This is a genomic window from Pseudomonas sp. MSSRFD41, from assembly GCF_014230245.1.
GTDB lineage: Bacteria > Pseudomonadota > Gammaproteobacteria > Pseudomonadales > Pseudomonadaceae > Aquipseudomonas > Aquipseudomonas piscis.
Genome location: NZ_JACKZK010000001.1, coordinates 296,818 through 323,289, shown reverse-complemented (window position 1 = coordinate 323,289; position 26,472 = coordinate 296,818). Strand labels below are relative to the sequence as shown.

Below are 26,472 nucleotides of genomic sequence, written 5' to 3'. Positions count from 1 at the left end.
TTCTGCCTCAAATCCCCGCGCCAGGTCAGCGCCGACCGCCCTGCGGTTGCCCCGCCGGAAAGGCGCGGATTATCCTCCGTGCATTTTCCAGACCCGATCAGGACGACGCCCTTCATGCCCGCCAGCCTCCAGCACGCCGCCAGCGACCGGCACCCCGCTTCCTATTACGCCGCCAGCAGCCTGCCGCAACCGGACTATCCGGCCCTGGCTGGCGAGCAGGTCGCGGACGTGTGCGTGGTCGGCGGCGGCTTCTCGGGGCTCAACACCGCGCTGGAACTGGCCGAGCGCGGGTTCAGCGTGGTTCTGCTGGAAGCCCGGCAAATCGGCTGGGGCGCCAGCGGGCGCAATGGCGGGCAGTTGATTCGCGGCGTCGGCCACGGCCTGGAACAGTTCACCAAGGTGATCGGCAGCGAAGGCGTGCGGCAGATGAAACTCATGGGCCTGGAGGCGGTGGAGATCGTGCGCCAGCGCATCGAGCGCTTCCAAATCCCTTGCGACCTGACCTGGGGCTACTGCGACCTGGCCAACAAACCCGCCGAGCTCGAAGGCTTTGCCGAAGAAGCCGAGGAACTGCGCAGCCTCGGCTATCGCCACGAGACCCGCCTGCTACAGGCCAGCGAAATGCCCAGCGTGGTGGGCTCCAAACGCTACGTCGGAGGCCTGGTCGACATGGGCTCCGGCCACCTGCATCCGCTGAACCTGGCCCTGGGCGAGGCCCAGGCCGCCCAACGGCTGGGAGTGCGCCTGTTCGAACATTCGTGCGTGACCCGCATCGACTACGGGGCCGAGGTCAAGGTGCATGCGGCCCGCGGCACGGTGCGCGCCAAGACCCTGGTGCTGGGCTGCAACGCCTACCTCAACGACCTCAATCCGCAACTGGGCGGCAAGGTCCTGCCGGCCGGCAGCTACATCATCGCCACCGAGCCCCTGAGCCCGGACCAGGCCCAAGAGCTGTTGCCACAGAACATGGCCGTCTGCGACCAGCGGGTGGCCCTGGACTACTACCGGCTCTCGGCCGACCGGCGCCTGCTGTTCGGTGGCGCCTGCCACTACTCCGGGCGCGACCCCAAGGATATCGCCGCCTACATGCGACCGAAGATGCTGGACGTGTTCCCGCAGCTGTCCGCCGTGAAGATCGACTACCAGTGGGGCGGGATGATCGGCATCGGCGCCAACCGCCTGCCGCAGATCGGCCGGCTCAAGGACCAGCCCAATGTGTATTACGCCCAGGCCTACTCGGGCCATGGAGTGAATGCCACGCACCTGGCGGGCAAGCTGTTGGGCGAAGCCATCAGCGGCCAGCACGGTGGTGGCTTCGACCTGTTCGACAGGGTGCCGCACATCACCTTCCCCGGCGGCAAGCACCTGCGCTCGCCGCTGCTGGCCCTGGGCATGCTCTGGCATCGCCTGAAAGAGCTGGCCTGAGTACCAATAACCTTCTCTGCTGCCAGGGCCCGACGACCCTGGCAGGCAAGCTCCGCTACCGCCGCCAGAAGGGCTTGAGCCCTTCCTGCCGGGCTTCGTCAGGGCTCAGGCCGATATCCCGCAATTGTTCGGCCGGCATCTCCAGCAGGGCCCTGCGCGTGCTCAGCCGATGCCAGTACAAGCCCCAGCGGCCGAGGCCGGAAGGCGCGGAACGGGACGATGCTCGCTCCACTGCCTGTTCCTGCTCCGCCACCAGTTCCTGACCGTGTAACGACAGCCGCACATCGCTCAAGCCGTTCATCTGCATCGCTCCTGTTGCTCAAGTTGCCATGAGCCGACATGATGCGTGTCAAGCGAAAACCAATACAGAGCCAAAGCATCTGTATTAACTCCATACAGATTTAGCCAAAATCCTGCTGAATCCTGGATTTTTTGCCGATCTGTACCGGTCCTCACGCCTACCACTACGAGGCAACAGCATGACCCTCTATGTGAATCTCGCCGAACTTCTGGGCACCCGCATCGAACAGGGCTTCTACCGCCCCGGTGACCGGCTGCCGTCGGTGCGTGCCTTGAGCCTCGAGCATGGGGTCAGCCTGAGCACGGTGCAGCAGGCCTATCGCCTGCTCGAGGACAACGGCATGGCGATGCCCAAGCCCAAGTCGGGCTATTTCGTTCCGCCCAGCCGCGAACTGCCGGCCCTGCCCGCAGTGGGCCGCCCGGCTCAGCGGCCGGTGGAGATTTCCCAGTGGGACCAGGTGCTGGAACTGGTCCGCGCGGTGCCGCGCAAGGACGTGGTACAGCTGGGACGCGGCATGCCGGATATCACCACGCCGACCATGAAGCCGCTGCTGCGGGCCCTGGCCCGGCTCAGCCGCCGCCAGGACATGCCCGGCCTGCATTACGACAACATCTACGGCGTGCTGGAGCTGCGCGAGCAGGTCGCGCGGTTGATGCTGGATTCAGGCTGCCAGGTGGGCGCCAACGACCTGGTGATCACCACCGGTTGCCATGAAGCGCTGTCCACCAGCATCCGCGCCATCTGCCAGCCCGGGGATATCGTCGCCGTGGACTCGCCGAGCTTCCACGGCGCCATGCAGACCCTCAAGGGCCTGGGCATGAAGGCCCTGGAAATCCCCACCGACCCGGTCAGCGGCATCAGCCTGGAAGCCTTGGAACTGGCCCTGGAACAGTGGCCGATCAAGGCCATACAGTTGACCCCGAACTGCAACAACCCCCTGGGCTACATCATGCCCGAGCAGCGCAAGCGTGCCTTGCTGACCCTGGCCCAGCGCTTCGACGTGGCGATCATCGAAGACGATGTGTATGGCGAACTGGCCTACACCTACCCGCGCCCACGGACCATCAAGTCCTTCGACGATGATGGGCGCGTGCTGCTGTGCAGTTCGTTCTCGAAAACCCTGGCGCCCGGCCTGCGCATCGGCTGGGTAGCCCCCGGGCGCTACCTGGAACGGGTGCTGCACATGAAATACATCAGCACCGGCTCCACGGCTCCGCAACCCCAGGTGGCCATCGCCGAGTTCCTCAAGGGCGGCCATTTCGAGCCCCACCTGCGCAAGATGCGCAACCAGTACCAGCGCAACCGCGACCTGATGCTGGACTGGGTCAGCCGCTACTTTCCCGCTGGCACCCGCGCCAGCCGCCCGCAAGGCAGCTTCCTGCTGTGGATCGAACTTCCCGAGCGCTTCGACTCTCTGAAGCTCAACCGCATCCTGCTGGACCAGGGGGTGCAGATCGCCGTGGGCAGCATCTTTTCCGCCTCGGGCAAATACCGCAATTGCCTGCGGATGAACTACGCTGCCAAGCCAACCCCGCAGATCGAGGACGCGGTGCGCAAGGTCGGCGCCGCGGCCAGCCAGCTACTCAGCGACATCCAGGACTGACGCCTGCCCCTTTCGTCCCAAGCCAGGCAGGTACCCCGTGCAGTGATACGAGATGACCCGACTTGAGCCGTAAACAGGCGTTCTCCTTGCTTCTGCTGCTGGGCCTCGGGCTCGGCGGCTGCGCCACTCCACCAGCGCCACCCCGGCCCAGCCAGGCCCTGGCCGCCACCGACTCGGCGTTCGCCCAGTCGATCAAGGCCCAGGCCGCTCCCTACCAAGGACGCTCGGGCTTTCGCCTGCTGCCCAACAGCACCGAGGCGTTCATCGCCCGGGCCGAATTGATTCGCCGCGCGCAAAGCAGCCTCGACCTGCAGTACTACATCGTCCACGACGGCATCAGCACACGGATGCTGGTGGACGAACTGCTCAAGGCCGCCGATCGCGGCGTGCGGGTGCGTATCTTGCTGGACGACACCACCAGCGACGGCCTGGACCAGATCATCGCCACCCTGGCGGCCCACCCGCAGATCCAGATCCGCCTGTTCAACCCCCTGCACCTGGGGCGCAGCACCGTCCTCACCCGCTCCATGGGCCGCCTGTTCAACCTCTCGCAGCAACATCGGCGGATGCACAACAAGCTGTGGCTGGCCGACAACAGCGTGGCCATCGTCGGTGGGCGCAACCTGGGGGATGAGTACTTCGATGCCGAGCCCAACCTGAACTTCACCGACATCGACATGCTCAGCGTCGGCCCGGTAGCCGAGCAGTTGAGCCACAGTTTCGATCAGTACTGGAACAGCGCCCTGAGCAAGCCGGTGGATGGGTTCCTGTCCCGAGCCCCGTCGGCCCGTGACCTGGACAATACCCGGCTGCGCCTGGAGCAATCGCTGCAAGACAGCCGCCGGCAGAACCAGGCGCTGTATCGACAGCTGCTGGCCTATCAGACCCAACCGCGCCTGGAGCTCTGGCGCAAGGAACTGATCTGGGCCTGGAACCAGGCCCTGTGGGACGCGCCGACCAAGGTCCTGGCCAAGGGCGACCCCGATCCGCAACTGTTGCTGACCACCCAGCTGGCACCGGAACTACGGCGCGTGAGCCAGGAGCTGGTCATGGTCTCGGCCTACTTCGTCCCCGGCCAGTCCGGCCTGGTGTACCTGACGGGCCGCGCCGATGCCGGGGTCGCGGTGAGCTTGCTGACCAACTCCCTGGAAGCCACCGATGTCCCGGTGGTGCATGGCGGCTACGCGCCCTATCGCAAGGCGCTGCTGGAGCATGGAGTAAAACTCTATGAACTGCGACGCCAGCCTGGGAAGCATGGCGGCAGCGGGCCACGGCTGTTCCACAGCGGCGCCGTGCATGGCTCCGACTCCAGCCTGCACAGCAAGGCGATGATCTTCGACCAGCGCAAGAGCTTCATCGGCTCGTTCAATTTCGACCCGCGTTCAGTGTTGTGGAACACCGAGGTCGGGGTGCTGGTGGACAGCCCGGAGCTGGCCGGCCACGTGCGCGAGCTGGCCCGGCAGGGTATGGCCCCGGCCCTGAGCTACGAGGTCAGGCTGGAGGGCGGCAAGCTGACCTGGGTCACCGAGGACCAGGGCCGGCTGCACAGCCTGGACCACGAGCCCGGCAGCTGGTGGCGCCGGATCAACGCCTGGCTGAGCACCCGCATCGGCCTGGAACGCATGCTCTAGCCACTACGACGGCTGGGCCTGGGGGCTACCGAAGGCGCCCGGGCACCGCAGCAGGAGCAGCAACCCGAAGGCTCCGGCCGCCACCAGCAGCAATATGGCATGGCCACTGACCCACTGGCTGCCCGCCCCCGCCACCAGGGGACCGACCAGACAGCCGATCCCCCAGAGCTGGGCCACGTGGGCATTGGCCCGCACCAGCGCGTCGTCACGATAGCGCTCGCCGATCAGAATCAGCGACAGGGTGAACAAGCCACCGGCGCTCGCGCCGAACAGCACCCACAGCGGCCAGATCAGCCAGCGGTTATCCAGCAGCAGCGGAATGGCCAGGCTGGAACACAGCAGGATCACCGCGCAGCCGGTGAACAACCCACGCCGCGATATCCGGTCGGCCAGGGCGCCGATCGGCAATTGCAGCAGCGCATCGCCCACCACCACGGTGCTGACCATCGCCAGGGCGATCTCCTCGCTGAAGCCCTGGCTCAGGCAATACACCGGCAACAGGGTGAGGATCAGCGCCTCGAAGGTGGCGAACAGCGCCACCGCCCAGCCAATCGCCGGCAATGCCTGGCAGAAGAGCCAGAGGTCCTTCAGGGTCACGCTGCACGACTCGGTGGCCGGGGCGCCGCTGCGCCCCAGCAGCAGCAAGGGCGCCACCGCCAACAGGCCGACCGACACCCAGAAGCCGTAGTCATGCTCGGTGCCCAGCACACCCAGCAGCAAGGGTCCGGCCAGCTGGCTCAGGGCGTAGCCGCTGCCATACAGTGCCACCAGCCGCCCGCGCCACTGCTCTACAACCAGCTGGTTGATCCAGCTTTCCCCGAGCACGAAGATGATGGTCAGCACCATGCCCAGGACCAGCCGCAGCACCAGCCACACCGGGTAGCTGGGCAACAGCGCCAGCAAGCCGATGGACATCGCCCCGGCCCACAGGCACAGGCGCATCAGGCTGGCGGTGCCAAGGCGGGCCGCCAGGCGATTGGAAATCTTCGCCCCGAGCAATACGCCGATGGCCGGCATCGCCGCGACCACGCCGATTGCAAAGGGCCCGTAGCCCCAACCTTCGAGACGGAAGGACACCAGCGGCATCGTCATGCCCAGGGCCAGGCCCACGCTCAGGACAGCGGACAAAACGGCGAAATAGGTCGCCCAACGCATTTCCACGCTCCTGTGGATCATTGTTCTGCAAGGCACAGACAACACAGCCGGACTTCCCTTGCGGAAAGCCCGGCTGCGCTGCGATCGCCCGCCCCTTCAGGGACGGGCTGGAACAAGGGACTCAGAGCTTGATCCAGGTCGCCTTGAGCTCGGTGTACTTGTCGAATGCGTGCAGCGACTTGTCACGGCCGTTGCCCGATTGCTTGAAGCCACCGAACGGCGCGGTCATGTCGCCGCCGTCGTACTGGTTGACCCATACACTGCCGGCGCGCAAGGCCCGGGCAGCCTGGTGGGCCTTGGAAATGTTCGCGGTCCATACCGCTGCCGCCAGCCCATAGGGAGTGTCGTTGGCAATCTGGATCGCTTCTTCGGCGGTGTCGAAGGTGATGACCGACAGCACTGGGCCAAAGATCTCTTCCTGGGCGATCTTCATCGCGTTGCTGACGCCGTCGAAGATCGTCGGCTCGACATAGGTACCGCCGGTTTCCTCCAGGGTGCGCTTGCCGCCGACCAGCAGCTTGGCGCCGTCGGCATGGCCGGCCTCGATATAGGACAGCACGGTGTTCATCTGCTGGCTATCCACCAGGGCCCCGACATTGGTGGCCGGGTCCAGCGGGTTGCCCGGTTTCCAGGCCTTGAGGGCCTCGAGCACCATGGGCAGGAACTTGTCCTTGATGGAGCGCTCCACCAGCAGGCGCGAGCCGGCGGTGCAGACCTCGCCCTGGTTGAAGGCGATGGCACTGGCCGCGGACTCGGCGGCGGCCTGCAGGTCGGGGGCATCGGCGAACACGATGTTCGGGCTCTTGCCGCCGGCCTCGAGCCAGACGCGCTTCATGTTCGACTCGCCGGAGTACACCAGCAGTTGCTTGGCGATCTTGGTGGAACCGGTGAATACCAGGGTGTCCACGTCCATGTGCAGGGCCAGGGCCTTGCCGACGGTATGGCCGTAGCCTGGCAGCACGTTGAACACACCGGCGGGAATCCCGGCCTCCACCGCCAGGGCGGCGATGCGGATCGCGGTCAGGGGCGACTTCTCCGACGGCTTGAGGATCACCGAGTTGCCGGTAGACAGCGCCGGCCCCAGCTTCCAGCAGGCCATCATCAGCGGGAAGTTCCACGGCACGATGGCCGCGACCACGCCCACCGGCTCACGGGTGACCAGGCCCAACTGGTCATGGGGAGTGGCGGCGACTTCGTCGTAGATCTTGTCGATGGCCTCGCCACTCCAGCTCAGGGCCTGCGCCGCGCCGGGAACGTCGATCTCCAGGGAGTCGGTGATGGGCTTGCCCATGTCCAGGGTTTCCAGGAGGGCCAGCTCCTGGGCGTGCTGCTTGAGCAGGCCGGCGAAACGGATCATCACCGACTTGCGCTTGGCCGGGGCCAGGCGCGACCAGGCACCGGAATTGAAGGTGGCGCGGGCATTTTCCACGGCGCGCTGGGCGTCCGCCGCATCGCAGCTGGCGATGGTGGCCAGCACACGACCGTCTACCGGGCTGATGCATTCGAAGGTTTGGTTGGAAACCGAAGCGGTGTATTCACCGTTGATGTAGGCGCGGCCTTCGATCTTCAGTTCCCGGGCGCGTTGTTCCCAGTCGGCACGAGTCAGGGTGGTCATGCGAGTATCCTCCTCTTGTTGTGGATGCAAGCGCCGCGCGAACGACGCTGGCACTCTTGAAGAATTCTGCCCGGCCAGCCTGTCTTCGGCCCGAGGCACTCGCCACCCTAAACCAGCGGGACCGGTACTTTCAATATATTTGACAGAGCCCGGGCAAACCGGATTGCTATGTGCATTTTAATAAACATAGACTCTGCCCTTCATAGCCACTCGCGCCGTAATCACGGGGGAATCCAGCAATGAGCATCCACAACGTCGTCGACTTCAGCCAGGCCGCCACCGAGGTCGAACGCTATCGGCCCGCCGCAGAAAAGATCCTCAAGGGCGACCCCGAGCAAGCGGTGCTCAACCACTACGCCAGCCCCTGCGGCCAACTCAATGCCGGGATCTGGGAAGGCGCCGTAGGCCAGTGGACGGTGAACTTCACCGAGCATGAATACTGCGAGATCCTGCAGGGCGTGTCGGTCCTGCGCGACGACGACGGCAACGCCAAGACCCTGCGCGCGGGCGACCGTTTCGTGATCCCGGCCGGCTTCAGGGGCACCTGGGAAGTGCTGGAACCCTGCCGCAAGGTCTACGTGGCCTTCGAACAGAAAGCCTGAATCGCAGGCACAAAAAAACCCGCTTGAAGGCGGGTTTTTTTGTCAGAAGAAAAATCAATTACTTGATTTTGCCTTCTTTGTAGATCACGTGCTTGCGAACAACCGGATCGTATTTCTTGATCTCGATTTTGTCCGGAGTAGTACGCTTGTTCTTGTCGGTAGTGTAGAAGTGACCAGTACCGGCGCTCGAGATCAAACGAATCAATTCACGCATGATTAGCTCCCTTAAACCTTGCCGCCATCGCGACGGATTTCGGCCAGAACGGCGTCGATGCCGCGCTTGTCGATGATGCGCATGCCTTTGGCAGATACGCGCAGACGCACGAAGCGTTTCTCGGACTCAACCCAGAAGCGGTGATGCTGCAGGTTCGGCAGGAAACGACGACGGGTTTTGTTGTTTGCGTGGGAAATGTTATTCCCAGTCACCGGACCCTTACCGGTAACTTGACAGACTCTAGACATGCCTCAGCCCTCTAAAACCACATGCCCAACCCGGCATGGGTTGGCCGCTTAATCTCTCAGTCATTTGGCGCCAGGCGCCGCGTTTCTTTAGGGTCTTACCGGCTACGCCTGCAGGTGCAAGGAACCGGGCCCCTAGAAAAGAGCGCTGCTTTATACCAGAAAGACCCCATAGCAACAACAGCCGCTGTGCTCGAGATGATGAAAACTCCTGATTTTCTTGCGTCGGACGCCTGCGGCAAAGGCTATCGCAGAAAATGACCACTCGTCGCTGAATACTTTCCAGGCGCCGCCAACGCTGCAGGGCAACCCTCCAGCAGGTCCACAGTCAGCCTCCTGGCGGCAGTTGGACGGTACGAAAGGGATAGTCATTTTCCCACGAGGTCACTAGGGTAAGGCAATTCCAGACTGCACTCGCAGATGGGCCTTCGATCTGCACAAGGAACCCGACCATGCGTCTCGCCGCCCTCCCGCTCCTGCTCGCCCCCCTCTTGAGCCCATTGGCCCAGGCCGCCGCGCTGAGCGTCTGCACCGAAGCCAGCCCGGAAGGCTTCGACGTGGTGCAATACAATTCGCTGACCACCACCAACGCTTCCGCCGACGTATTGATGAACCGCCTGGTGGAATTCGATGCCAGCAGTGGCAAGGTGGTCCCCAGCCTGGCTGAAAGCTGGGAGATTTCGTCCGACGGGTTGACCTATGTGTTCAAGCTGCATCCGAAGGTGAAATTCCACCGTACCGAATACTTCAGCCCCAGCCGCGAGATGACCGCCGAGGACGTCAAGTTCAGCTTCGAACGCATGCTCGACCCGGCCAACCCCTGGCACCAGGTAGCCCAGAGCGGCTTTCCCCACGCCCAGTCCCTGCAGCTTCCCGGCCTGATCAGGAAGATCGACGCCCTGGACCCGCTGACCGTGCGCTTCACCCTGGACCACGCCGACTCGACCTTCCTCGCTACCTTGAGCATGGGCTTCGCCTCGATCTATTCCGCGGAATACGCCGACCAGTTGCTCAAGGCCGGCACCCCGGAAAAGCTCAACAGCCAACCGATCGGCAGTGGACCGTTCATCTTCAGCCGCTTCCAGAAGGACGCCGCGATCCGCTACAAGGCCAACCGCGACTACTTCGCCGGCAAGCCGGCAGTGGACACGCTGATCTTCGCCATCACCCCGGACGCCAACGTGCGCCTGCAGAAGCTGCGGCGCAACGAATGCCAGATCGCCTTGTCGCCCAAGCCCCTGGACGTCCAGGCCGCCAGCGCCGACCCAGCGCTGAAGGTCGAGCACACCGCGGCCTTCATGACCGCCTTCGTCGCCATCAACAGCCAGCACCCGCCACTGGATAAACCCGAGGTGCGCCAGGCGATCAACCTGGCATTCGACAAGGCCAGCTACCTCAAGGCGGTCTTCGAAGGCACCGCCGAAGCGGCCAATGGCCCCTACCCGCCCAACACCTGGAGCTACGCCAAGGAACTGCCGGGCTACGCCTTCGACCCCGAGAAAGCCCGCCAGCTCCTGGCCAAGGCCGGACTCAAGAGCGGCTTCCAGACCACTATCTGGACCCGCCCTTCCGGCAGCCTGCTCAACCCCAACCCAAGCCTGGGCGCGCAAATGCTCCAGTCGGACCTGGCCCAGGTGGGGATCCAGGCGGAGATCCGCGTGATCGAATGGGGCGAACTGATCCGCCGGGCCAAGGCCGGCGAGCACGACCTGCTGTTCATGGGCTGGGCCGGCGACAACGGCGACCCGGATAACTTCCTCTCGCCGCAGTTCACCTGCGCGGCGGTCACGTCCGGGACCAACTTCGCCCGCTATTGCGACCAGAACCTGGATAAGCTGATCACCGCGGGCAAGACCACCAGCGAGCAAGGCGTACGCAGCAAGCTGTACCAGCAGGCCCAGACCCAGATCCAGCAGCAAGCACTATGGCTGCCCCTGGCCCACCCGACCGCCTTCGCCCTGACCCGCAAGCAGGTCCAGGACTACCAGGTGAGCCCCTTCGGCCGCCAGGACTACTCCAAGGTCAGCTTCCGCTAATCCCGCCACTCCCTCCGAGGCAAGCCGCGGGCTTGCCTCGGGATCAGAGCCAGCCGTACTCTGCCATCGACAACGGATCCCCCTCCCCGATGATGAAGTGGTCCAGCACCCTGACATCGATCAGTTCCAATGCCTGCTGCAAGCGCCGGGTGAGCACCCGGTCCGCGGGGCTGGGATCGGAAATGCCCGACGGGTGGTTGTGGCAGAGGATCACCGCCGCGGCGTTGTGGGCCAGGGTGCGCTTGATCACCTGGCGCGGATGCACCGTGGTGCTATCGATCGAGCCATGGAACAGGATCTCGAACGCCAGGACTCGATGCTTGGTGTCCAGGAACAGGCAGCCGAACACCTCATGGGGCTCATGCCGCAGCATCGACTTCAGGTAGTCGCGCACCACCAGTGGGTTCTCCAACGCGGAGTGCCGACGCAACTCCTGCGCCAGGTTGCGCCGGGCCATTTCCAGCACGGCCTGCAACTGCGCATATTTGGCCGGCCCCAACCCCGGCTGGCGGGTGAAGGTCAGCTGGTCCGCTTCCAACAGGCTGCGCAGGCTGCCAAAACGCTGCAACAGTAGCCGGGCCAGGTCGACCGCGCTCTTGCCGGCGATACCGGTGCGCAGGAAGATCGCCAGCAACTCGGCATCGGAAAGACTGAGCGCACCCTGCTCCAGAAGCCGTTCCCGCGGGCGCTCCGCCGCGGGCCAATCACGAATGCTCATCACACCTCCCTGTGCATGGCGCCGCTGTTCCATGGCGGACGCTGTGCTATCTTAGCCCCCCTCTTTTTGCGTGGTATTTCACCTGGGGAGGGGGACTCCACGCAGTAATCTCTGAACGGAAAGACAGGCCTATGCAGCGGCTGTATCGCAAACGCATCGTGCTCGGCGTCGGTGGCGGCATTGCCGCCTACAAGAGCGCGGAGCTGGTTCGCCGACTCCTCGACCAGGGCGCCGAAGTGCGCGTGGTCATGACCCGGGGCGGCTGTGAATTCATCACCCCGCTGACCCTCCAGGCCCTCTCCGGGCATCCGGTCCACCTCGACCTGCTGGACCCGGCGGCTGAAGCCGCCATGGGCCACATCGAGCTGGCCAAGTGGGCCGACCTGGTGTTGATCGCCCCGGCCACGGCCGACCTGATCGCCCGCCTGGCCCAGGGCATCGCCGATGACCTGCTGACCACCCTGGTCCTGGCCACCGACGCCACCGTGGCCATCGCCCCGGCCATGAACCAGGCCATGTGGCGCGACCCCGCCACCCAGGCCAACACCCAACTCCTGCAGAGCCGCGGCCTGCGAGTATTCGGCCCGGCCTCCGGCAGCCAGGCCTGCGGCGATGTCGGCCTGGGCCGCATGCTCGAAGCCAACGACCTGGCGCGGTGCGCCGCCGACTGCTTCCAGCACCTGGCCCTGACCGGCAAGCACGTACTGATCACCGCCGGGCCGACCCAGGAAAACATCGACCCGGTGCGCTACATCACCAACCATAGCTCAGGGAAAATGGGCTTCGCCCTGGCCGAGGCCGCCGTCGAAGCCGGCGCCCGGGTCACCCTGATCACTGGCCCGGTGCACTTGCCAACCCCCGACCGAGTCACGCGGATCGACGTCGTCAGCGCTCGCGACATGCTGGCAGCCTGCGAGGCGGCCATTCCATGCGACGTTTTCATCGCCTCTGCGGCGGTCGCGGATTACCGTCCCGAAGTCGTTGCCCCACAAAAATTAAAGAAAGACCCTACGAACGGTGACGGCCTGCTGCTGCAGATGGTGCGTAATCCGGACATCCTGGCCACCATCGCCACCCGTCCTGACCGCCCATTCAGCGTCGGCTTCGCCGCCGAGACCGAACACCTGCTCGACTACGCTGCACGCAAACTGAAGGACAAGAACCTCGACCTGATCGTCGCCAACGACGTGGCCAACCCGAGCATTGGCTTCAACAGCGAGGAAAACGCCTGCAGCGTGATTGACCGAGAGTTGCACGCAACCCTCTTCGCCCAGACCAGCAAAGGCAAGATTGCCCGCCAGCTGATCTCTTTCATCGCCGAACGGCTGAACCAGGTTTAACTCGCATGCACGCTTTACAAGCCAAGATCCTCGACCCACGCCTCGGTAGCGAATTCCCCCTGCCGCAGTACGCCACGCCAGGCTCCGCCGGCCTTGACCTGCGCGCCATGCTCAAGGAAGACACCGTACTGGAACCGGGCCAGACCTTGCTGATCCCTACCGGCCTGTCGGTCTACATCGGCGACCCGGGCCTGGCCGCCCTGATCCTGCCCCGCTCCGGCCTGGGCCATAAACACGGCATCGTGCTGGGCAACCTCGTGGGCCTGATCGACTCGGACTACCAAGGCGAACTGATGGTGTCCTGCTGGAACCGCGGCCAGGCTGCCTTCAACATCGCTGTCGGCGAGCGCATCGCCCAGTTGGTGCTGGTACCTGTGGTCCAGGCCCACTTCGAGGTGGTCGAGGCGTTCGACGAAAGCCAGCGCGGCGCTGGCGGTTTCGGCCACTCCGGTAGCCATTGAGGCTGGCTGCGGGCCGGGCGCCCTGCCCGGCCCGATCATCTCACCTGGGAAATTTCAGGATGAACGATCGTCGGTCATCGCCGGCGAATCCGCCCCAACCGCCCCGGCTTCAGGCTGATGGCACACCAGCCATAACCCCCCGATGGCACTTTCGCAGTACGAACTCTATGCTGAAAACGCCGTCATACCCTTCAGTTTGAGCCTGCCGGCCTGTCATTCCACGGCCGTACCGCACCCCCTTCAGATGGAGCACCCTCAGTGATGAGCACCGCAGCCAAAGTCGCCCCGAAACTTCCCGACAGCATCTTCCGCGCCTACGACATCCGTGGCGTTGTACCGGAAACCCTGAACGCCGAAACCGCCTACTGGATCGGCCGCGCCATCGGCTCCCAGAGCCTGGCCCAGGGCGAACCCAACGTTTGCGTCGGCCGTGACGGCCGCCTGTCCGGACCAGAACTGGTGGCTCAGCTGATCCAGGGCCTGCATGACAGCGGCTGCCACGTCAGCGATGTCGGCCTGGTCCCGACCCCGGCCTTGTACTACGCAGCCAACGTACTGGCAGGCAAATCCGGGGTGATGCTCACCGGCAGCCACAACCCGTCGAACTACAACGGCTTCAAGATCGTCATCGCTGGCGACACCCTGGCCAACGAACAGATCCAGGCCCTGCACGAGCGCCTCAAGAGCAACAACCTGAGCAGCGCCCAGGGCAGTGTCACCAAGGTCGATATCCTGCCGCGCTATCTCGAGGAGATCACCCGGGACGTGAAGCTGGCCCGCCGCCTGAAGGTGGTGGTCGATTGCGGCAACGGCGCCGCCGGGGTCATTGCCCCGCAACTGATCGAAGCCCTGAACTGCGAAGTCATCCCGCTGTTCTGCGAGGTGGATGGCAACTTCCCCAACCACCACCCGGACCCGGGCAAACCCGAGAACCTCGAGGACCTGATCGCCAAGGTCAAGGAAACCGGGGCCGACCTGGGCCTGGCCTTCGACGGTGATGGCGACCGGGTCGGGGTGGTGACCGACACCGGCAGCATCGTCTTCCCCGATCGCCTGCTGATGCTCTTCGCCAAGGATGTGGTGGCGCGCAACCCGGACGCGGAAATCATCTTCGACGTCAAATGCACCCGGCGCCTGGTGCCACTGATCAAGGAATATGGCGGCCGCCCGTTAATGTGGAAAACCGGTCATTCGTTGATCAAGAAGAAAATGAAGCAGACCGGCGCCCTGCTGGCCGGCGAGATGAGCGGCCACGTGTTCTTCAAGGAACGCTGGTTCGGTTTCGATGACGGCATCTACAGCGCGGCACGCCTGCTGGAGATCCTCAGCAAGGAAAAAGCCACTTCGGAAGAGCTGTTCGCCACCTTCCCGAACGATATTTCCACGCCGGAAATCAATATCCATGTGACCGAAGAAAGCAAATTCAGCATCATTGATGCCTTGCACGACGCACAGTGGGGCGAGGGTGCCAACCTGACCACCATTGACGGGGTGCGAGTCGACTATGCCAAGGGCTGGGGCCTGGTTCGCGCCTCCAATACCACCCCTGTGCTGGTGCTGCGCTTCGAGGCTGACAATGCAGCCGAACTGCAGCGGATTAAGGACGTGTTCCATGTCCAACTGAAACGTGTTGCACCTGATCTCCAACTACCGTTTTGATTGTTTGAAGCACCGGAGCCCTGAATGACCATCGAACGCGATGCCGCCGCCAATACCGCCAAGGTCCTATCCGAAGCGCTGCCTTATATCCGCCGCTATGTCGGCAAGACCCTGGTGATCAAGTACGGCGGCAACGCTATGGAAAGCGAGGAGCTGAAAACCGGCTTCGCCCGCGACATCGTGTTGATGAAGGCTGTAGGGATAAACCCGGTAGTCGTACACGGCGGTGGCCCGCAGATCGGCGACCTGCTCAAGCGCCTGTCGATCGAAAGCCACTTCGTCGATGGCATGCGCGTGACCGACGCGCAGACCATGGACGTGGTGGAGATGGTCCTCGGTGGCCAGGTGAACAAGGACATCGTCAACCTGATCAACCGTCATGGCGGCAGCGCCATCGGCCTGACCGGCAAGGACGCCGAGCTGATCCGGGCCAGGAAACTCACCGTGACCCGCCAGACGCCGGAAATGACCACTCCGGAAATCATCGACATCGGCCATGTGGGCGAAGTGGAAGGGATCAATACCGACCTGCTGAACCTGCTGGTCAAGGGCGATTTCATCCCGGTGATCGCACCGATCGGCGTGGGCGCCAATGGCGAGTCCTACAACATCAACGCCGACCTGGTGGCCGGCAAGGTAGCCGAAGCCCTGAAAGCCGAGAAGCTGATGCTGCTGACCAACATTGCCGGCCTGATGGACAAATCGGGCAAGGTCTTGACCGGCCTGAGCACCCAGCAAGTGGATGAGCTGATCGCCGACGGCACCATCTACGGCGGCATGCTGCCGAAGATCCGCTGCGCCCTGGAAGCGGTACAGGGCGGCGTTGGCAGCTCGCTGATCATCGATGGTCGCGTGCCCAACGCGATCCTGCTGGAAATCTTCACCGATACCGGTGTCGGCACCCTGATCAGCAATCGCAAGCGTCCTTAAGCACTGCAATAAAAAAGACCCCGCCTGGCTTGGCCTGGCGGGGTCTTTTTTTGCGCCTTCTACAGGAGCGGGGCTTGCCCTCGACATCGGTGTGCCAGACAAGCCCCGCCCCAGTACCTCAGACGCCGAATTGCGTGCGGTAGGCTTCCACTGCCGGCAGATGCTGCTTGAGCTGCGGGTCATCGGCCAGGAATTCCAGGACCTGGTTCAAGGAAACGATGCTTACTACCGGAATACCGAAGTCGCGCTCGACTTCCTGGATCGCCGACAGCTCGCCGTTGCCACGCTCCTGGCGGTTCAGGGCGATCAACACGCCGGCCGCCTTGGCGCCGTCCTGGGAACCGATGATCTGCATCACTTCGCGAATGGCCGTGCCAGCAGTGATCACGTCGTCGACGATCAGCACATCGCCAGTCAACGGCGCCCCCACCAGGCTGCCACCCTCGCCATGGGCCTTGGCTTCCTTGCGATTGAAGCACCAGGGCAGGTCGCGCTGGTGATGCTCGGCCAGGGCGACCGCGGTCGCCGCAGCCAGGGGAATGCCCTTGTAGGCCGGCCCGAACAGCACATCGAAGGAAATGCCGCTATCGACGATCGCCGCAGCATAGAAACGCCCCAGCTGGGCCAGGGCCGTGCCGCTGTTGAACAGGCCGGCATTGAAGAAGTAGGGACTGGTACGCCCGGACTTCAGGGTGAACTCACCGAAGCGCAAAACCCCGCGATCGATGGCAAAACGAATGAAATCGCGCTGATACGCCTGCATGAAAAAACCCCAGATACCACGGATTTAGCTAATTAGGTAGAGCTCGGGTATCATACACGCACGTGATTTTTGGGGCCATTTATGCGGATCATCAGTGTGAACGTCAATGGTATTCAGGCTGCAGTCGAGCGCGGTTTGCTCAGTTGGCTGCAGGCACAGAATGCCGACGTCATCTGCCTGCAGGACACCCGCGCCTCCGCCTTTGAACTGGACGACCCAGCCTTCCAACTGGACGGCTACTTCCTTTATGCCTGCGATGCCGAAGTACCCGCCCAAGGTGGCGTGGCTTTGTACTCGCGGTTGCAGCCGAAGGCGGTCATCAGCGGCCTCGGCTTTGAAACAGCCGATCGTTACGGGCGCTACCTGCAAGCCGATTTCGACAAGGTCAGCATCGCGACCTTGCTGCTTCCATCAGGGCAGAACGGCGATGAAGACTTGAACCAGAAGTTCAAGTTAATGGACGACTTCGCCCGTTACCTGGACAAGCAGCGGCGCAAGCGGCGCGAGTACATCTACTGTGGCTCGCTGTACGTGGCGCAACAGAAGCTGGACATCAAGAACTGGCGTGACAGCCAGCAGTCTCCGGGTTTCCTGGCGCCCGAACGCGCCTGGATGGACGAGATCATCGGCAACATGGGTTATGTCGACGCCCTGCGCGAAGTCAGCCGTGAAGGCGACCAGTACAGCTGGTGGCCGGACAACGAGCAGGCCGAAATGCTCAACCTGGGCTGGCGCTTCGACTACCAGCTGCTGACTCCCGGCCTGCGGCGCTTCGTACGGAGCGCGCGCCTGCCGCGCCAGCCGCGCTTCTCTCAGCACGCACCGCTGATCGTGGACTATGACTGGACGCTGACCATCTAAGCGTCCTTGCATACCCCACAAAAAAGCCGACATAGTGTCGGCTTTTTTGTGCTCGCTCGATCTACTTGACCAGCCGCCAGGTGAAGGGATACCGATAAGGCACGCCCTCCCCGGCCTTGACGCCGCCGATGATGGTCAGCACCAGGGCGCCCAACGCCAGCAGGCCGAACAGGACGAAGCCGATCAGCACGAACATCAGCAGGAAGCACACCGCCGAGGCAATGGCGACCGTCAACTGGAAGTTCAGCGCCTCCTTGCCCTGGGCATCGATGAAGGGATCGGTCTCGCGCTTCATCTGCCAGAGGATCAGCGGCCCGATCAGCGTACCGAACGGAATCCACAGCCCCAGCAAGGCAGACAGGTGACAGAACATTGCCCATTGCCGAACCTCATGGCTCGGCGTAGGCAGCGGAAGTTGCTCATCACTCATAACGCTCTCCTTGCCATGGCGGCCGCCTGGATCAATCGGCGAGGGCAGCCTGTTGCAGTTGGAAGATCTCAGTCATGCCCTGCTGGGCCAAGGCCAGCATCGCATTCAGTTCGGTCGGCTGGAACGGCGCACCTTCGGCAGTGCCCTGGACCTCGATGAAACCGCCTGTGCTGGTCATGACCACGTTGAGGTCGGTCTCGGCCGCCGAGTCCTCAAGGTAGTCCAGGTCCAGCACCGGCTCGCCCTGGTACATGCCCACGGAGACCGCGGCGATCATCTGCTTGAGCGGATCGCCCGCCTTCAGGCCGCCGCGCTTCTTGATCACTTTCAGGGCGTCCACCAAGGCCACCATGGCACCAGTGATGGATGCGGTACGAGTGCCCCCATCGGCCTGGATCACATCGCAATCGACATACAAGGTGATGTCGCCAAGCTTGGACATGTCCAGCGCGGCGCGCAGCGAACGGCCGATCAGGCGCTGGATCTCCAGGGTCCGGCCGCCCTGCTTGCCACGGCTGGCTTCGCGCTGGTTACGCTCACCGGTGGAACGCGGCAGCATGCCGTATTCGGCGGTCAACCAACCCTGGCCCTGCCCCTTGAGGAAGCGCGGCACACCGTTCTCGACGCTGACCGTGCAGATCACTTTGGTATCGCCAAACTCGACCAGTACGGAGCCCTCGGCGTGTTTGGTGTAGTTGCGGGTGATGCGGATCGAGCGGAGCTGATCGGCAGCGCGACCACTTGGACGTTTCATAGAGGAACACCTGTACGAGGACGGAAAACTGCCGGACATTATAAAGCCCGCGACCGCGCCAGGGCAGACCAAAAACCGCCAAAGGTCAATTTGCCCCGGCAAAGCCCTGTCACGATAAGCCCGCGCCAAGGTTTGGGGGCTACCACCGCACTGCGCTACAATCCTGCGCCTTCGCAGCCTGTCGGCTTTAATTCATCACTATCAGCCCACCTAACCCACTGGCGGTTGGCGCCGGCGCTGAATCGGAGGGACCTCCATGGTGCACAGCATGACCGCCTTCGCCCGGGTAGAACGGGCCGGCACCCAAGGCACCCTGAGCTGGGAATTGCGCTCGGTCAACAGTCGCTACCTGGAACCGCACCTGCGCCTGCCCGAAGCCTTTCGCGACCTGGAAGGCGCGGTCCGCGAAGCCCTGCGCCAGGGCTTGTCGCGCGGCAAGGTCGAGTGCACCCTGCGCTTCACCGAGGAAACCACCGGCAAGCCACTGCAGGTCGACCGTGAGCGCGCAGCGCAGTTGGTGGCCGCCGCCGAGTCCGTTGCCGGCCTGATCAAACAACCAGCAGCGCTCAACCCCCTGGAAGTCCTGGCCTGGCCAGGAGTCCTGGTCGCGGACGCCAACGACCCACAGGCGCTGAACAACGACGCCCTGGCGCTGTTCAACCAGGGCCTGAAGGAATTGAAGAATGGCCGCGAGCGCGAAGGCTCCGAGCTGGCCCGACTGATCAACGAACGCCTGTCCTCTATAGAAGAAGACGTGGCGACCCTGCGCGAACTGGTTCCGCAGATGCTCTCGACCCAGCGCCAGAAAATCCTCGATCGCTTTGCCGACATGCAAACCGAGCTGGACCCGACCCGCCTCGAGCAGGAGATGGTCCTGTTGGCGCAGAAGAGCGACGTCGCCGAAGAACTGGATCGCCTGAGCACCCACATCATCGAAGTGCGCCGCGTGCTCAAGTCCGGCGGCGCCGCCGGCCGGCGCCTGGATTTCCTGATGCAGGAGCTCAACCGCGAAGCCAACACACTGGGCTCCAAGGCCTTCGACCCGCGCAGCACCCAGGCTGCGGTCAACCTCAAGGTGTTGATCGAGCAGATGCGCGAACAAGTGCAGAACATTGAGTAAGGCAACTGACATGACCCACAGCACCGGCACCCTGTACATCATTTCCGCCCCCTCGGGCGCGGGCAAGACCAGCCTGGTCAAGGCCCTGATCGACGCCGATGCCAGCATCCGCGTCTCGATCTCCCACACGACCCGCGCCATGCGCCCGGGCGAGACCGACGGAGTGAACTACCACTTCGTCGAGCGCGAAGAGTTCGTGCGGATGATCGAGCACGGCGACTTCCTCGAGCGCGCCGAAGTCTTCGGCAACCTCTACGGAACCTCCCGGAGCCATCTGCAGCAAACCCTGGACGAAGGCCACGACCTGATCCTGGAAATCGACTGGCAGGGCGCCGAGCAGGTGCGCAAGCTGATGCCCCAGGCACGCTCGATCTTCATCTTGCCGCCATCCCAGCAAGCCTTGCGCCAGCGCCTGACCAATCGCGGCCAGGACAGCGACGAGATCATCGAAGGCCGGATGCGTGAAGCGGTCAGCGAGATGAGCCACTACGTCGACTATGACTACCTGATCATCAACGACGACTTCGCCCATGCCCTGGACGACCTAAAAGCGATTTTCCGCACCAACCAGCTGCAGCAGAAGCGCCAGCAACAGCGTTTCGGCAAATTGCTGGCTGAATTGCTGGGTTGAAAACAGCACTTCCCAAAACCGCCGCAAGCGCTTTACATTGGTCCTTGCAGCGCGTTGAAGGGTTTGTTCAAAAAATCAGCGCTTCCCTAAACGCTGGTGATTTTTTAAACTGTTGAGTCCGCTCGCCCATCCGGGCACCGCGCCTATCGCATTTGCTACGAGGAAGACCATGGCCCGCGTAACCGTTGAAGACTGCCTAGAACACGTGGATAACCGCTTTGAGCTGGTCATGCTCTCTACCAAGCGTGCCCGTCAGCTGGCCACTGGCGGCAAAGAGCCGAAAGTAGCATGGGAAAACGACAAGCCTACCGTTGTCGCCCTGCGCGAAATCGCTGAAGGCCTGATCGATTACGCAGCCATCGCCGAAGCCGAGATCGTTGAAGACGAGCCGCTTTTCGCTGCTTTCGAGGACGAGTCCAACGAGGCCGTCTAAGCCTATGCCTGGTCGACGTAGCACGGCGCGGGATCACAGCCTACGGCAGGAGACATCATGCCGAGCATAGACGCCCTCGCCGATCGCTTATCGACCTATCTCGGCACGGACCAGGTGAACCTGGTCCGCCGAGCGTATTTCTACGCCGAACAAGCCCATGATGGTCAACGCCGTCGCAGCGGCGAGGCGTACGTCACGCACCCACTGGCGGTCGCGAACATTCTTGCCGACATGCACATGGACCATCAGAGCCTGATGGCCGCGATGCTGCATGACGTGATCGAAGATACCGGGATCGCCAAGGAAGCGCTCAGCGCCCAGTTTGGCGAGACCGTGGCCGAACTGGTCGATGGGGTCAGCAAACTGACCCAGATGAACTTCGAGACCAAGGCCGAAGCCCAGGCCGAGAACTTCCAGAAGATGGCCATGGCCATGGCGCGCGATATCCGCGTGATCCTGGTCAAGCTGGCCGACCGCCTGCACAACATGCGCACCCTGGAAGTGCTGTCCGGCGAGAAGCGCCGGCGGATCGCCAAGGAAACCCTGGAAATCTACGCACCCATTGCCAACCGCCTGGGCATGCATACCGTGCGCATCGAGTTCGAGGACCTGGGCTTCAAGGCCATGCACCCGATGCGCTCCGCGCGGATCTACCAGGCGGTCAAGCGCGCCCGGGGCAATCGCAAGGAAATCGTCAACAAGATCGAGGAATCCCTGGGCCACTGCCTGGCTATCGACGGCATCCAGGGCGAAGTCAGCGGCCGCCAGAAACACCTCTACGGCATCTACAAGAAGATGCGCGGCAAGCGTCGGGCCTTCAACGAGATCATGGATGTCTACGCGTTCCGGATCATCGTCGACAAGGTCGATACCTGCTATCGCGTGCTCGGCGCCGTACACAACCTGTACAAGCCGCTGCCCGGGCGCTTCAAGGACTACATCGCCATTCCCAAGGCCAACGGCTACCAGTCGCTGCATACCACGCTGTTCGGCATGCACGGGGTGCCGATCGAGATCCAGATCCGCACCCGCGAAATGGAAGAGATGGCCAACAACGGCATCGCCGCCCACTGGCTGTACAAGTCCAGCGGCGACGAGCAGCCGAAGGGCACCCACGCCCGCGCCCGCCAATGGGTCAAGGGCGTACTGGAGATGCAGCAACGGGCCGGTAACTCCCTGGAATTCATCGAGAGCGTGAAGATCGACCTGTTCCCGGACGAGGTCTACGTCTTCACGCCCAAGGGCCGGATCATGGAGCTGCCCAAGGGCTCCACGGCGGTCGACTTCGCCTACGCGGTGCACACCGACGTGGGCAACAGCTGCATCGCCTGCCGCATCAATCGCCGCCTGGCGCCACTGTCCGAACCGTTGCAAAGCGGCTCGACCGTGGAAATCGTCAGCGCCCCGGGCGCCCGGCCGAATCCGGCCTGGCTCAACTTCGTGGTCACTGGCAAGGCCCGCACCCACATTCGCCACGCCCTCAAGCTGCAGCGTCGCTCCGAGTCCATCAGCCTCGGCGAGCGCCTGCTGAACAAGGTGCTCAACGGTTTCGACAGCGCCCTGGAGAAGATCCCCGCCGAACGAGTCCAGGCAATCCTCCACGAATACCGCCTGGAACTGATCGAAGACCTGCTGGAAGACATCGGCCTGGGCAACCGCATGGCCTACGTCGTGGCCCGCCGCCTGCTGGGCGAAGGCGAACAACTGCCGAGCCCGGAAGGCCCGCTGGCCATCCGCGGCACCGAAGGCCTGGTGCTGAGCTATGCCAAATGCTGCACACCGATCCCGGGCGACCCCATCGTCGGCCACCTGTCGGCCGGCAAGGGAATGGTGGTGCACCTGGAAAACTGCCGCAACATCAGCGAAATCCGCCACAACCCGGAAAAATGCATCCAGCTGTCCTGGGCCAAGGATGTCACCGGCGAGTTCAACGTCGAGCTGCGCGTCGAGCTGGAGCACCAGCGTGGCCTGATCGCCCTGCTGGCCAGCAGCGTCAACGCCGCCGACGGCAACATCGAGAAAATCAGCATGGACGAACGCGATGGCCGCATCAGCGTGGTCCAACTGGTGGTCAGCGTGCACGACCGCGTGCACCTGGCCCGCGTGATCAAGAAACTGCGCGCCCTGATCGGAGTCATCCGCATCACCCGCATGCGTGCCTAACCCGCTGCAAAGCCCGCCCATTACAAGGAGTCATTCATGACCAAGACCGTTATTACCAGCGACAAGGCCCCGGCCGCCATCGGTACCTACTCCCAGGCGATCAAGGCTGGCAACACCGTCTACATGTCGGGCCAGATCCCGCTGGATCCAAAGACCATGGAGCTGGTCGAAGGCTTCGAAGCCCAGACCGTCCAGGTATTCGAGAACCTCAAGTCGGTCGCCGAGGCTGCTGGTGGCTCGTTCAAGGACATCGTCAAGCTGAACATCTTCCTCACCGACCTGAGCCACTTCGCCAAGGTCAACGAGATCATGGGCAAATACTTCGAACAGCCCTACCCAGCTCGCGCCGCCATCGGCGTGGCCGCCCTGCCAAAGGGTGCACAGGTTGAAATGGATGCCATTCTGGTCATCGAGTGACACCCTCGGCGCGGCCGTCCAGGCCGCGCCGTTTTCGTTCTGAAAGGATTTCATCATGCGCAAAGCGCTAGCTGTTTCGCTGCTCGCCGCAATGCTCGGCGGCTGTACCAGCGACCCTGCCAAACACGATGTCGGCGGCATCTGGATCAATCAGGTAGCGATCGACGCCGCCTCCAAGGGCGGACCTTTGCGTGAAGCCCTCCAGGCCAATGGCCCGACCCTGGAGTGGGAGATCAACACCAAGGCTGGCCAGGCCCGCTACACCAATGGTTTCGAGACTGTCGAAGGCAAGCTGCCCAGCGAAAGCGCCGACTCCGTCAAGATCGAGGTCTACGGCAGCGCCCCCACCGAACTCAAGCGCAACGGCAAGCGACTGCTCCAGGTCGCCAACGACAACGAGCCCGAGCAAGTCTTCGACCGTCCCAAGGAGCCGGCCCCCGAGGGCGCGCCCCTGGGGGCCAACTTCGAGCGCGCCCTGTACTCGGCGTACCTGGGGGGCAAGTGGAAGATCGTCAACGGAACGGGGCTGGGCAACAGCGTGGAGTTCCAGGCCGATGGCGCAGTACAGGGCCTGCCGGGCGTGGACCGCTATGCCCTGTGCCTGGCTGGCGACTGCGCCTCGATGAGTGGCGGCAACGATAGCATCTGGCTGCAGCTCAATGGGCGCGGCAACTCCTGGATCTTCGTGCGCAAGGATCAGCAGCTGGAGATCTTCCAGGCGGTCAATACCGCCCTGGCAGACGAAGTCCCATCGCTGACCCCAGGCAACCAGCAATGGCTGCTGGAGAAGCAGTAATTCGCCGATAACCGCTGCCGCAGAGGACCACAAGGCCCGCAAGGCCCTGCACCTTGGCGGTAGCGGCTCCCCTCGGGAGCCAACCCCGGCCTTGGCCAGCGGCGACCAGCCAGAGGCGCGGCCTCAGGCCTGCCCTTTAAGAATCGCCGCATACCCCTCGCGATAGCTGGGATAGCTTGGCAACCAACCCAGGGCCTTCGCCCGGGCGTTGCTGCAACGCTTGCTCCCAGTGCGCCGGACGCTGGAGTCCGCCGCCCACTCCGTCACTCCCAGGTACTCACGCAGCCAGCCGACCACCTCTGCCAGCGGCGCAGGCGCATCGTCCACGCCAATGTAGCAATCCTCCAGTGCCACCCCCGCATGATCGGCCTTGAGCAGGCAGGCCAGCAGGCCCGCAGCATCGTCGGCATGGATGCGGTTGCCATACAAAGGCGGCTCCACCGCCACCCGGTAACCGCGACGGACCTGGGTCAACAGCCACTCGCGGCCCGGACCATAGATGCCGGTGAGGCGCACCCGGCTGGCGGCGATCCCGCTATCCAGGGCCACCTGTTCCGCCTCCAGCATCAGGCGTCCGGAGTAGGCATTGGCCTCGGCGGGAGAGGTTTCATCGATCCACTCGCCATCCTTCTGCTCATAGACGCTGCTGCTGGACACGAACAACAGGCGCTTGGGGCGCTGGCCGTGCTGCTTGAGCCAGCCCAGCACATGTTGCAATCCCTCGACGTAGGCTGCGCGATATCCGGCCTCGTCATGTTCGGTGGCCGCGGCGCAATACACCAGGTAGTCCAGGGTCCCCTGGGGCCAGCTGGCCGGGCACTGTTCGCTGAACAAATCGCCGGCGACGCCAAGCACTCCCTGGGGCAGGTGCGACACCGTACGACGCAAGCCATGGACTCGCCATTGCTCGGCCAACAGCCGAGTCGCCAGGCGACTTCCGACATCGCCGCAACCGGCGATCAGAACAGAGGGGGCAGACATCAGAAAACTCCTTGCACAAAGGTCAAGACTAGCCTTCGCACAAGACGAGCGGCTAGTAATCGAGGAAAAAAAGATACTCTATTACTTCTGTTAACAAGAATTACTTGCAATAATGACCGCCCATTTTGTTCTCGGCCCAGCGAGGCCTAGAAGGACATTCACCCTATTCTCCTCTCAGGTCCGGCCAGCATGACAAGCAATCCATTCTCCGTCTCGCCAACCACCCGCCCCAGCCCGCTGCGCACCATGGGCGCGGTCGCCGCGCTGCTGTGCAGCCTGCTGCTGGCCCCGACCGCAGCCTGGGCCGACCAGCACGCCCCAGCCACGGCGCCAGCCGCCTCCACGCCGGCCGCCGATCCGGCAGCACCTGCCACGGCTCCCGCCGCAGCTGCGGCAACCGGCGAACAAGCTCCGACCGACGGCCAGCCAGTAGCCGCCCAGGAGCTTCCCGAAGTCCTGGAAGCCGACAATACCCTGGGCATGGCCCACGACCTGTCGCCATGGGGCATGTACCAGAACGCCGACATCATCGTGAAGCTGGTGATGATCGGCCTGGCCATCGCCTCGATCATCACCTGGACCATCTGGATCGCCAAAGGCTTCGAGCTGATGGGCGCCAAGCGCCGCCTGCGCCATGAAATCGCCGCCCTGAAGAAGGCCACCAATCTCAAGGAAGCCAGCGCCAGCGCGACCAAGCAAGGCACGCTGACCAACCTGCTGGTCCACGACGCCCTGGAAGAAATGCGCCTGTCGGCCAATAGCCGGGAGAAGGAAGGCATCAAGGAACGCGTGAGCTTCCGCCTGGAGCGCCTGGTAGCCGCTTGCGGCCGCAACATGAGCAGCGGCACCGGCGTGCTGGCCACCATCGGCTCCACCGCCCCCTTCGTCGGCCTGTTCGGTACCGTGTGGGGCATCATGAACAGCTTCATCGGCATCGCCAAAACCCAGACCACCAACCTCGCCGTGGTCGCCCCCGGTATCGCCGAAGCCCTGCTGGCCACCGCCCTGGGCCTGGTCGCCGCGATCCCGGCAGTGGTGATCTACAACGTCTTCGCCCGCTCCATCACCGGCTACAAGGCCCAGGTGACCGACGCCTCGGCTGAAGTCCTGCTACTGGTCAGCCGCGACCTGGACCACCAGCCAGGCGAGCGCTCCGCACAACCGCACATGGTGAAAGTGGGGTAATCG

26 protein-coding genes and 1 pseudogene are annotated in these 26,472 nt (G+C 63.6%); 17 read left to right on the top strand and 10 right to left on the bottom strand.

The window, feature by feature from the left end:
• Nucleotides 1-114: 114 nt before the first annotated feature.
• Complete coding sequence (locus H7A76_RS01530) at nucleotides 115-1,425, top strand: FAD-binding oxidoreductase (RefSeq protein WP_185696898.1); 1,311 nt, start codon at nucleotides 115-117, stop codon at nucleotides 1,423-1,425.
• Between the two features lie 55 nt (nucleotides 1,426-1,480).
• On the opposite strand, the gene H7A76_RS01525 is transcribed toward H7A76_RS01530, so the two are convergent.
• Nucleotides 1,481-1,726: a DUF1127 domain-containing protein gene (locus H7A76_RS01525; protein ID WP_185696897.1), complete on the bottom strand. Its 246-nt coding sequence runs from the start codon at nucleotides 1,724-1,726 to the stop codon at nucleotides 1,481-1,483.
• Between the two features lie 178 nt (nucleotides 1,727-1,904).
• Here H7A76_RS01525 and H7A76_RS01520 point away from each other — a divergent pair, with 178 nt between their 5' ends.
• Together H7A76_RS01520 and H7A76_RS01515 are read left to right on the top strand one after the other, a co-directional pair.
• Nucleotides 1,905-3,329: a PLP-dependent aminotransferase family protein gene (locus H7A76_RS01520; RefSeq protein ID WP_185696896.1), complete on the top strand. Its 1,425-nt coding sequence runs from the start codon at nucleotides 1,905-1,907 to the stop codon at nucleotides 3,327-3,329.
• A 62-nt stretch (nucleotides 3,330-3,391) separates the two neighbouring features.
• Complete coding sequence (locus tag H7A76_RS01515; RefSeq protein WP_185696895.1) at nucleotides 3,392-4,960, top strand: phospholipase D family protein; 1,569 nt, start codon at nucleotides 3,392-3,394, stop codon at nucleotides 4,958-4,960.
• Nucleotides 4,961-4,963: 3 nt separating this feature from the next.
• Here the strand turns inward: H7A76_RS01515 and H7A76_RS01510 are convergent, their stop codons facing one another.
• Nucleotides 4,964-6,115, bottom strand: a complete 1,152-nt coding sequence (locus H7A76_RS01510) for an MFS transporter (protein WP_185696894.1) — start codon at nucleotides 6,113-6,115, stop codon at nucleotides 4,964-4,966.
• A 121-nt stretch (nucleotides 6,116-6,236) separates the two neighbouring features.
• Nucleotides 6,237-7,730 (bottom strand): aldehyde dehydrogenase, encoded by a 1,494-nt coding sequence (locus H7A76_RS01505; RefSeq protein ID WP_185696893.1) that lies wholly within the window; start codon nucleotides 7,728-7,730, stop codon nucleotides 6,237-6,239.
• Nucleotides 7,731-7,969: 239 nt separating this feature from the next.
• On the opposite strand from H7A76_RS01505, the gene H7A76_RS01500 reads away from it, so the two are divergent.
• Entirely contained in the window at nucleotides 7,970-8,332 is a 363-nt protein-coding gene (locus H7A76_RS01500) for a cupin domain-containing protein (protein WP_185696892.1), read from the top strand.
• A 58-nt stretch (nucleotides 8,333-8,390) separates the two neighbouring features.
• Here the strand turns inward: H7A76_RS01500 and rpmG are convergent, their stop codons facing one another.
• Both rpmG and rpmB read right to left on the bottom strand, forming a co-directional pair.
• Nucleotides 8,391-8,546, bottom strand: coding sequence for a 50S ribosomal protein L33 (gene rpmG, locus H7A76_RS01495; protein ID WP_003177274.1), 156 nt, complete (start codon nucleotides 8,544-8,546; stop codon nucleotides 8,391-8,393).
• 11 nt (nucleotides 8,547-8,557) lie between these two features.
• Entirely contained in the window at nucleotides 8,558-8,794 is a 237-nt protein-coding gene (gene rpmB, locus H7A76_RS01490; protein ID WP_185696891.1) for a 50S ribosomal protein L28, read from the bottom strand.
• A 449-nt stretch (nucleotides 8,795-9,243) separates the two neighbouring features.
• Between rpmB and H7A76_RS01485 the strand changes: the two genes are divergently transcribed.
• Nucleotides 9,244-10,827: an ABC transporter substrate-binding protein gene (locus tag H7A76_RS01485; RefSeq protein WP_185696890.1), complete on the top strand. Its 1,584-nt coding sequence runs from the start codon at nucleotides 9,244-9,246 to the stop codon at nucleotides 10,825-10,827.
• A gap of 43 nt (nucleotides 10,828-10,870) precedes the next feature.
• Here the strand turns inward: H7A76_RS01485 and radC are convergent, their stop codons facing one another.
• Nucleotides 10,871-11,545 (bottom strand): RadC family protein, encoded by a 675-nt coding sequence (gene radC / locus H7A76_RS01480; protein WP_185696889.1) that lies wholly within the window; start codon nucleotides 11,543-11,545, stop codon nucleotides 10,871-10,873.
• Nucleotides 11,546-11,676: 131 nt separating this feature from the next.
• Here radC and coaBC point away from each other — a divergent pair, with 131 nt between their 5' ends.
• From coaBC to argB, 4 genes and pseudogenes are all read left to right on the top strand, one after another.
• Nucleotides 11,677-12,885, top strand: coding sequence for a bifunctional phosphopantothenoylcysteine decarboxylase/phosphopantothenate--cysteine ligase CoaBC (gene coaBC / locus H7A76_RS01475; RefSeq protein WP_185696888.1), 1,209 nt, complete (start codon nucleotides 11,677-11,679; stop codon nucleotides 12,883-12,885).
• Nucleotides 12,886-12,890: 5 nt separating this feature from the next.
• Nucleotides 12,891-13,346 (top strand): dUTP diphosphatase, encoded by a 456-nt coding sequence (dut, locus tag H7A76_RS01470; RefSeq protein WP_185696887.1) that lies wholly within the window; start codon nucleotides 12,891-12,893, stop codon nucleotides 13,344-13,346.
• Nucleotides 13,347-13,604: 258 nt separating this feature from the next.
• Nucleotides 13,605-15,005, top strand: a pseudogene (locus H7A76_RS01465) (phosphomannomutase/phosphoglucomutase); the annotation flags it as partial.
• Nucleotides 15,006-15,029: 24 nt separating this feature from the next.
• Entirely contained in the window at nucleotides 15,030-15,935 is a 906-nt protein-coding gene (gene argB / locus H7A76_RS01460) for an acetylglutamate kinase (protein ID WP_085594219.1), read from the top strand.
• 118 nt (nucleotides 15,936-16,053) lie between these two features.
• Here argB and pyrE read toward each other — a convergent pair whose 3' ends face one another.
• Nucleotides 16,054-16,698 carry an orotate phosphoribosyltransferase gene (pyrE, locus tag H7A76_RS01455; RefSeq protein WP_185696885.1) on the bottom strand — a complete coding sequence of 215 codons (645 nt, stop codon included), beginning with the start codon at nucleotides 16,696-16,698 and terminating at the stop codon, nucleotides 16,054-16,056.
• Nucleotides 16,699-16,779: 81 nt separating this feature from the next.
• Here pyrE and H7A76_RS01450 point away from each other — a divergent pair, with 81 nt between their 5' ends.
• Nucleotides 16,780-17,559 carry an exodeoxyribonuclease III gene (locus H7A76_RS01450; RefSeq protein WP_011064227.1) on the top strand — a complete coding sequence of 260 codons (780 nt, stop codon included), beginning with the start codon at nucleotides 16,780-16,782 and terminating at the stop codon, nucleotides 17,557-17,559.
• Between the two features lie 61 nt (nucleotides 17,560-17,620).
• Here the strand turns inward: H7A76_RS01450 and H7A76_RS01445 are convergent, their stop codons facing one another.
• Together H7A76_RS01445 and rph are read right to left on the bottom strand one after the other, a co-directional pair.
• Nucleotides 17,621-17,989 (bottom strand): DUF4870 domain-containing protein, encoded by a 369-nt coding sequence (locus H7A76_RS01445; protein ID WP_085594216.1) that lies wholly within the window; start codon nucleotides 17,987-17,989, stop codon nucleotides 17,621-17,623.
• 31 nt (nucleotides 17,990-18,020) lie between these two features.
• On the bottom strand, nucleotides 18,021-18,743 hold the full coding sequence (gene rph, locus H7A76_RS01440; protein WP_185696884.1) for a ribonuclease PH: 723 nt from the start codon (nucleotides 18,741-18,743) through the stop codon (nucleotides 18,021-18,023).
• A gap of 256 nt (nucleotides 18,744-18,999) precedes the next feature.
• On the opposite strand from rph, the gene H7A76_RS01435 reads away from it, so the two are divergent.
• The 6 genes from H7A76_RS01435 to H7A76_RS01410 all read left to right on the top strand — a co-directional run bounded on the left by H7A76_RS01435 (nucleotide 19,000) and on the right by H7A76_RS01410 (nucleotide 24,303).
• On the top strand, nucleotides 19,000-19,863 hold the full coding sequence (locus H7A76_RS01435) for a YicC/YloC family endoribonuclease (protein WP_185696883.1): 864 nt from the start codon (nucleotides 19,000-19,002) through the stop codon (nucleotides 19,861-19,863).
• A 10-nt stretch (nucleotides 19,864-19,873) separates the two neighbouring features.
• Nucleotides 19,874-20,494, top strand: a complete 621-nt coding sequence (gene gmk / locus H7A76_RS01430; RefSeq protein ID WP_185696882.1) for a guanylate kinase — start codon at nucleotides 19,874-19,876, stop codon at nucleotides 20,492-20,494.
• Between the two features lie 169 nt (nucleotides 20,495-20,663).
• Nucleotides 20,664-20,927 carry a DNA-directed RNA polymerase subunit omega gene (gene rpoZ / locus H7A76_RS01425; protein WP_007921129.1) on the top strand — a complete coding sequence of 88 codons (264 nt, stop codon included), beginning with the start codon at nucleotides 20,664-20,666 and terminating at the stop codon, nucleotides 20,925-20,927.
• A 57-nt stretch (nucleotides 20,928-20,984) separates the two neighbouring features.
• Nucleotides 20,985-23,090 carry a bifunctional GTP diphosphokinase/guanosine-3',5'-bis pyrophosphate 3'-pyrophosphohydrolase gene (gene spoT, locus H7A76_RS01420; RefSeq protein WP_058435416.1) on the top strand — a complete coding sequence of 702 codons (2,106 nt, stop codon included), beginning with the start codon at nucleotides 20,985-20,987 and terminating at the stop codon, nucleotides 23,088-23,090.
• Nucleotides 23,091-23,126: 36 nt separating this feature from the next.
• Nucleotides 23,127-23,507 carry a RidA family protein gene (locus tag H7A76_RS01415; protein ID WP_003176922.1) on the top strand — a complete coding sequence of 127 codons (381 nt, stop codon included), beginning with the start codon at nucleotides 23,127-23,129 and terminating at the stop codon, nucleotides 23,505-23,507.
• Between the two features lie 55 nt (nucleotides 23,508-23,562).
• Nucleotides 23,563-24,303 carry a hypothetical protein gene (locus H7A76_RS01410; protein ID WP_185696881.1) on the top strand — a complete coding sequence of 247 codons (741 nt, stop codon included), beginning with the start codon at nucleotides 23,563-23,565 and terminating at the stop codon, nucleotides 24,301-24,303.
• A 123-nt stretch (nucleotides 24,304-24,426) separates the two neighbouring features.
• On the opposite strand, the gene H7A76_RS01405 is transcribed toward H7A76_RS01410, so the two are convergent.
• Nucleotides 24,427-25,284, bottom strand: a complete 858-nt coding sequence (locus tag H7A76_RS01405) for an NAD-dependent epimerase/dehydratase family protein (protein ID WP_185696880.1) — start codon at nucleotides 25,282-25,284, stop codon at nucleotides 24,427-24,429.
• 189 nt (nucleotides 25,285-25,473) lie between these two features.
• Between H7A76_RS01405 and exbB the strand changes: the two genes are divergently transcribed.
• Nucleotides 25,474-26,469, top strand: a complete 996-nt coding sequence (exbB, locus tag H7A76_RS01400) for a tonB-system energizer ExbB (protein ID WP_185696879.1) — start codon at nucleotides 25,474-25,476, stop codon at nucleotides 26,467-26,469.
• The last annotated feature ends 3 nt before the right edge of the window (nucleotides 26,470-26,472 follow it).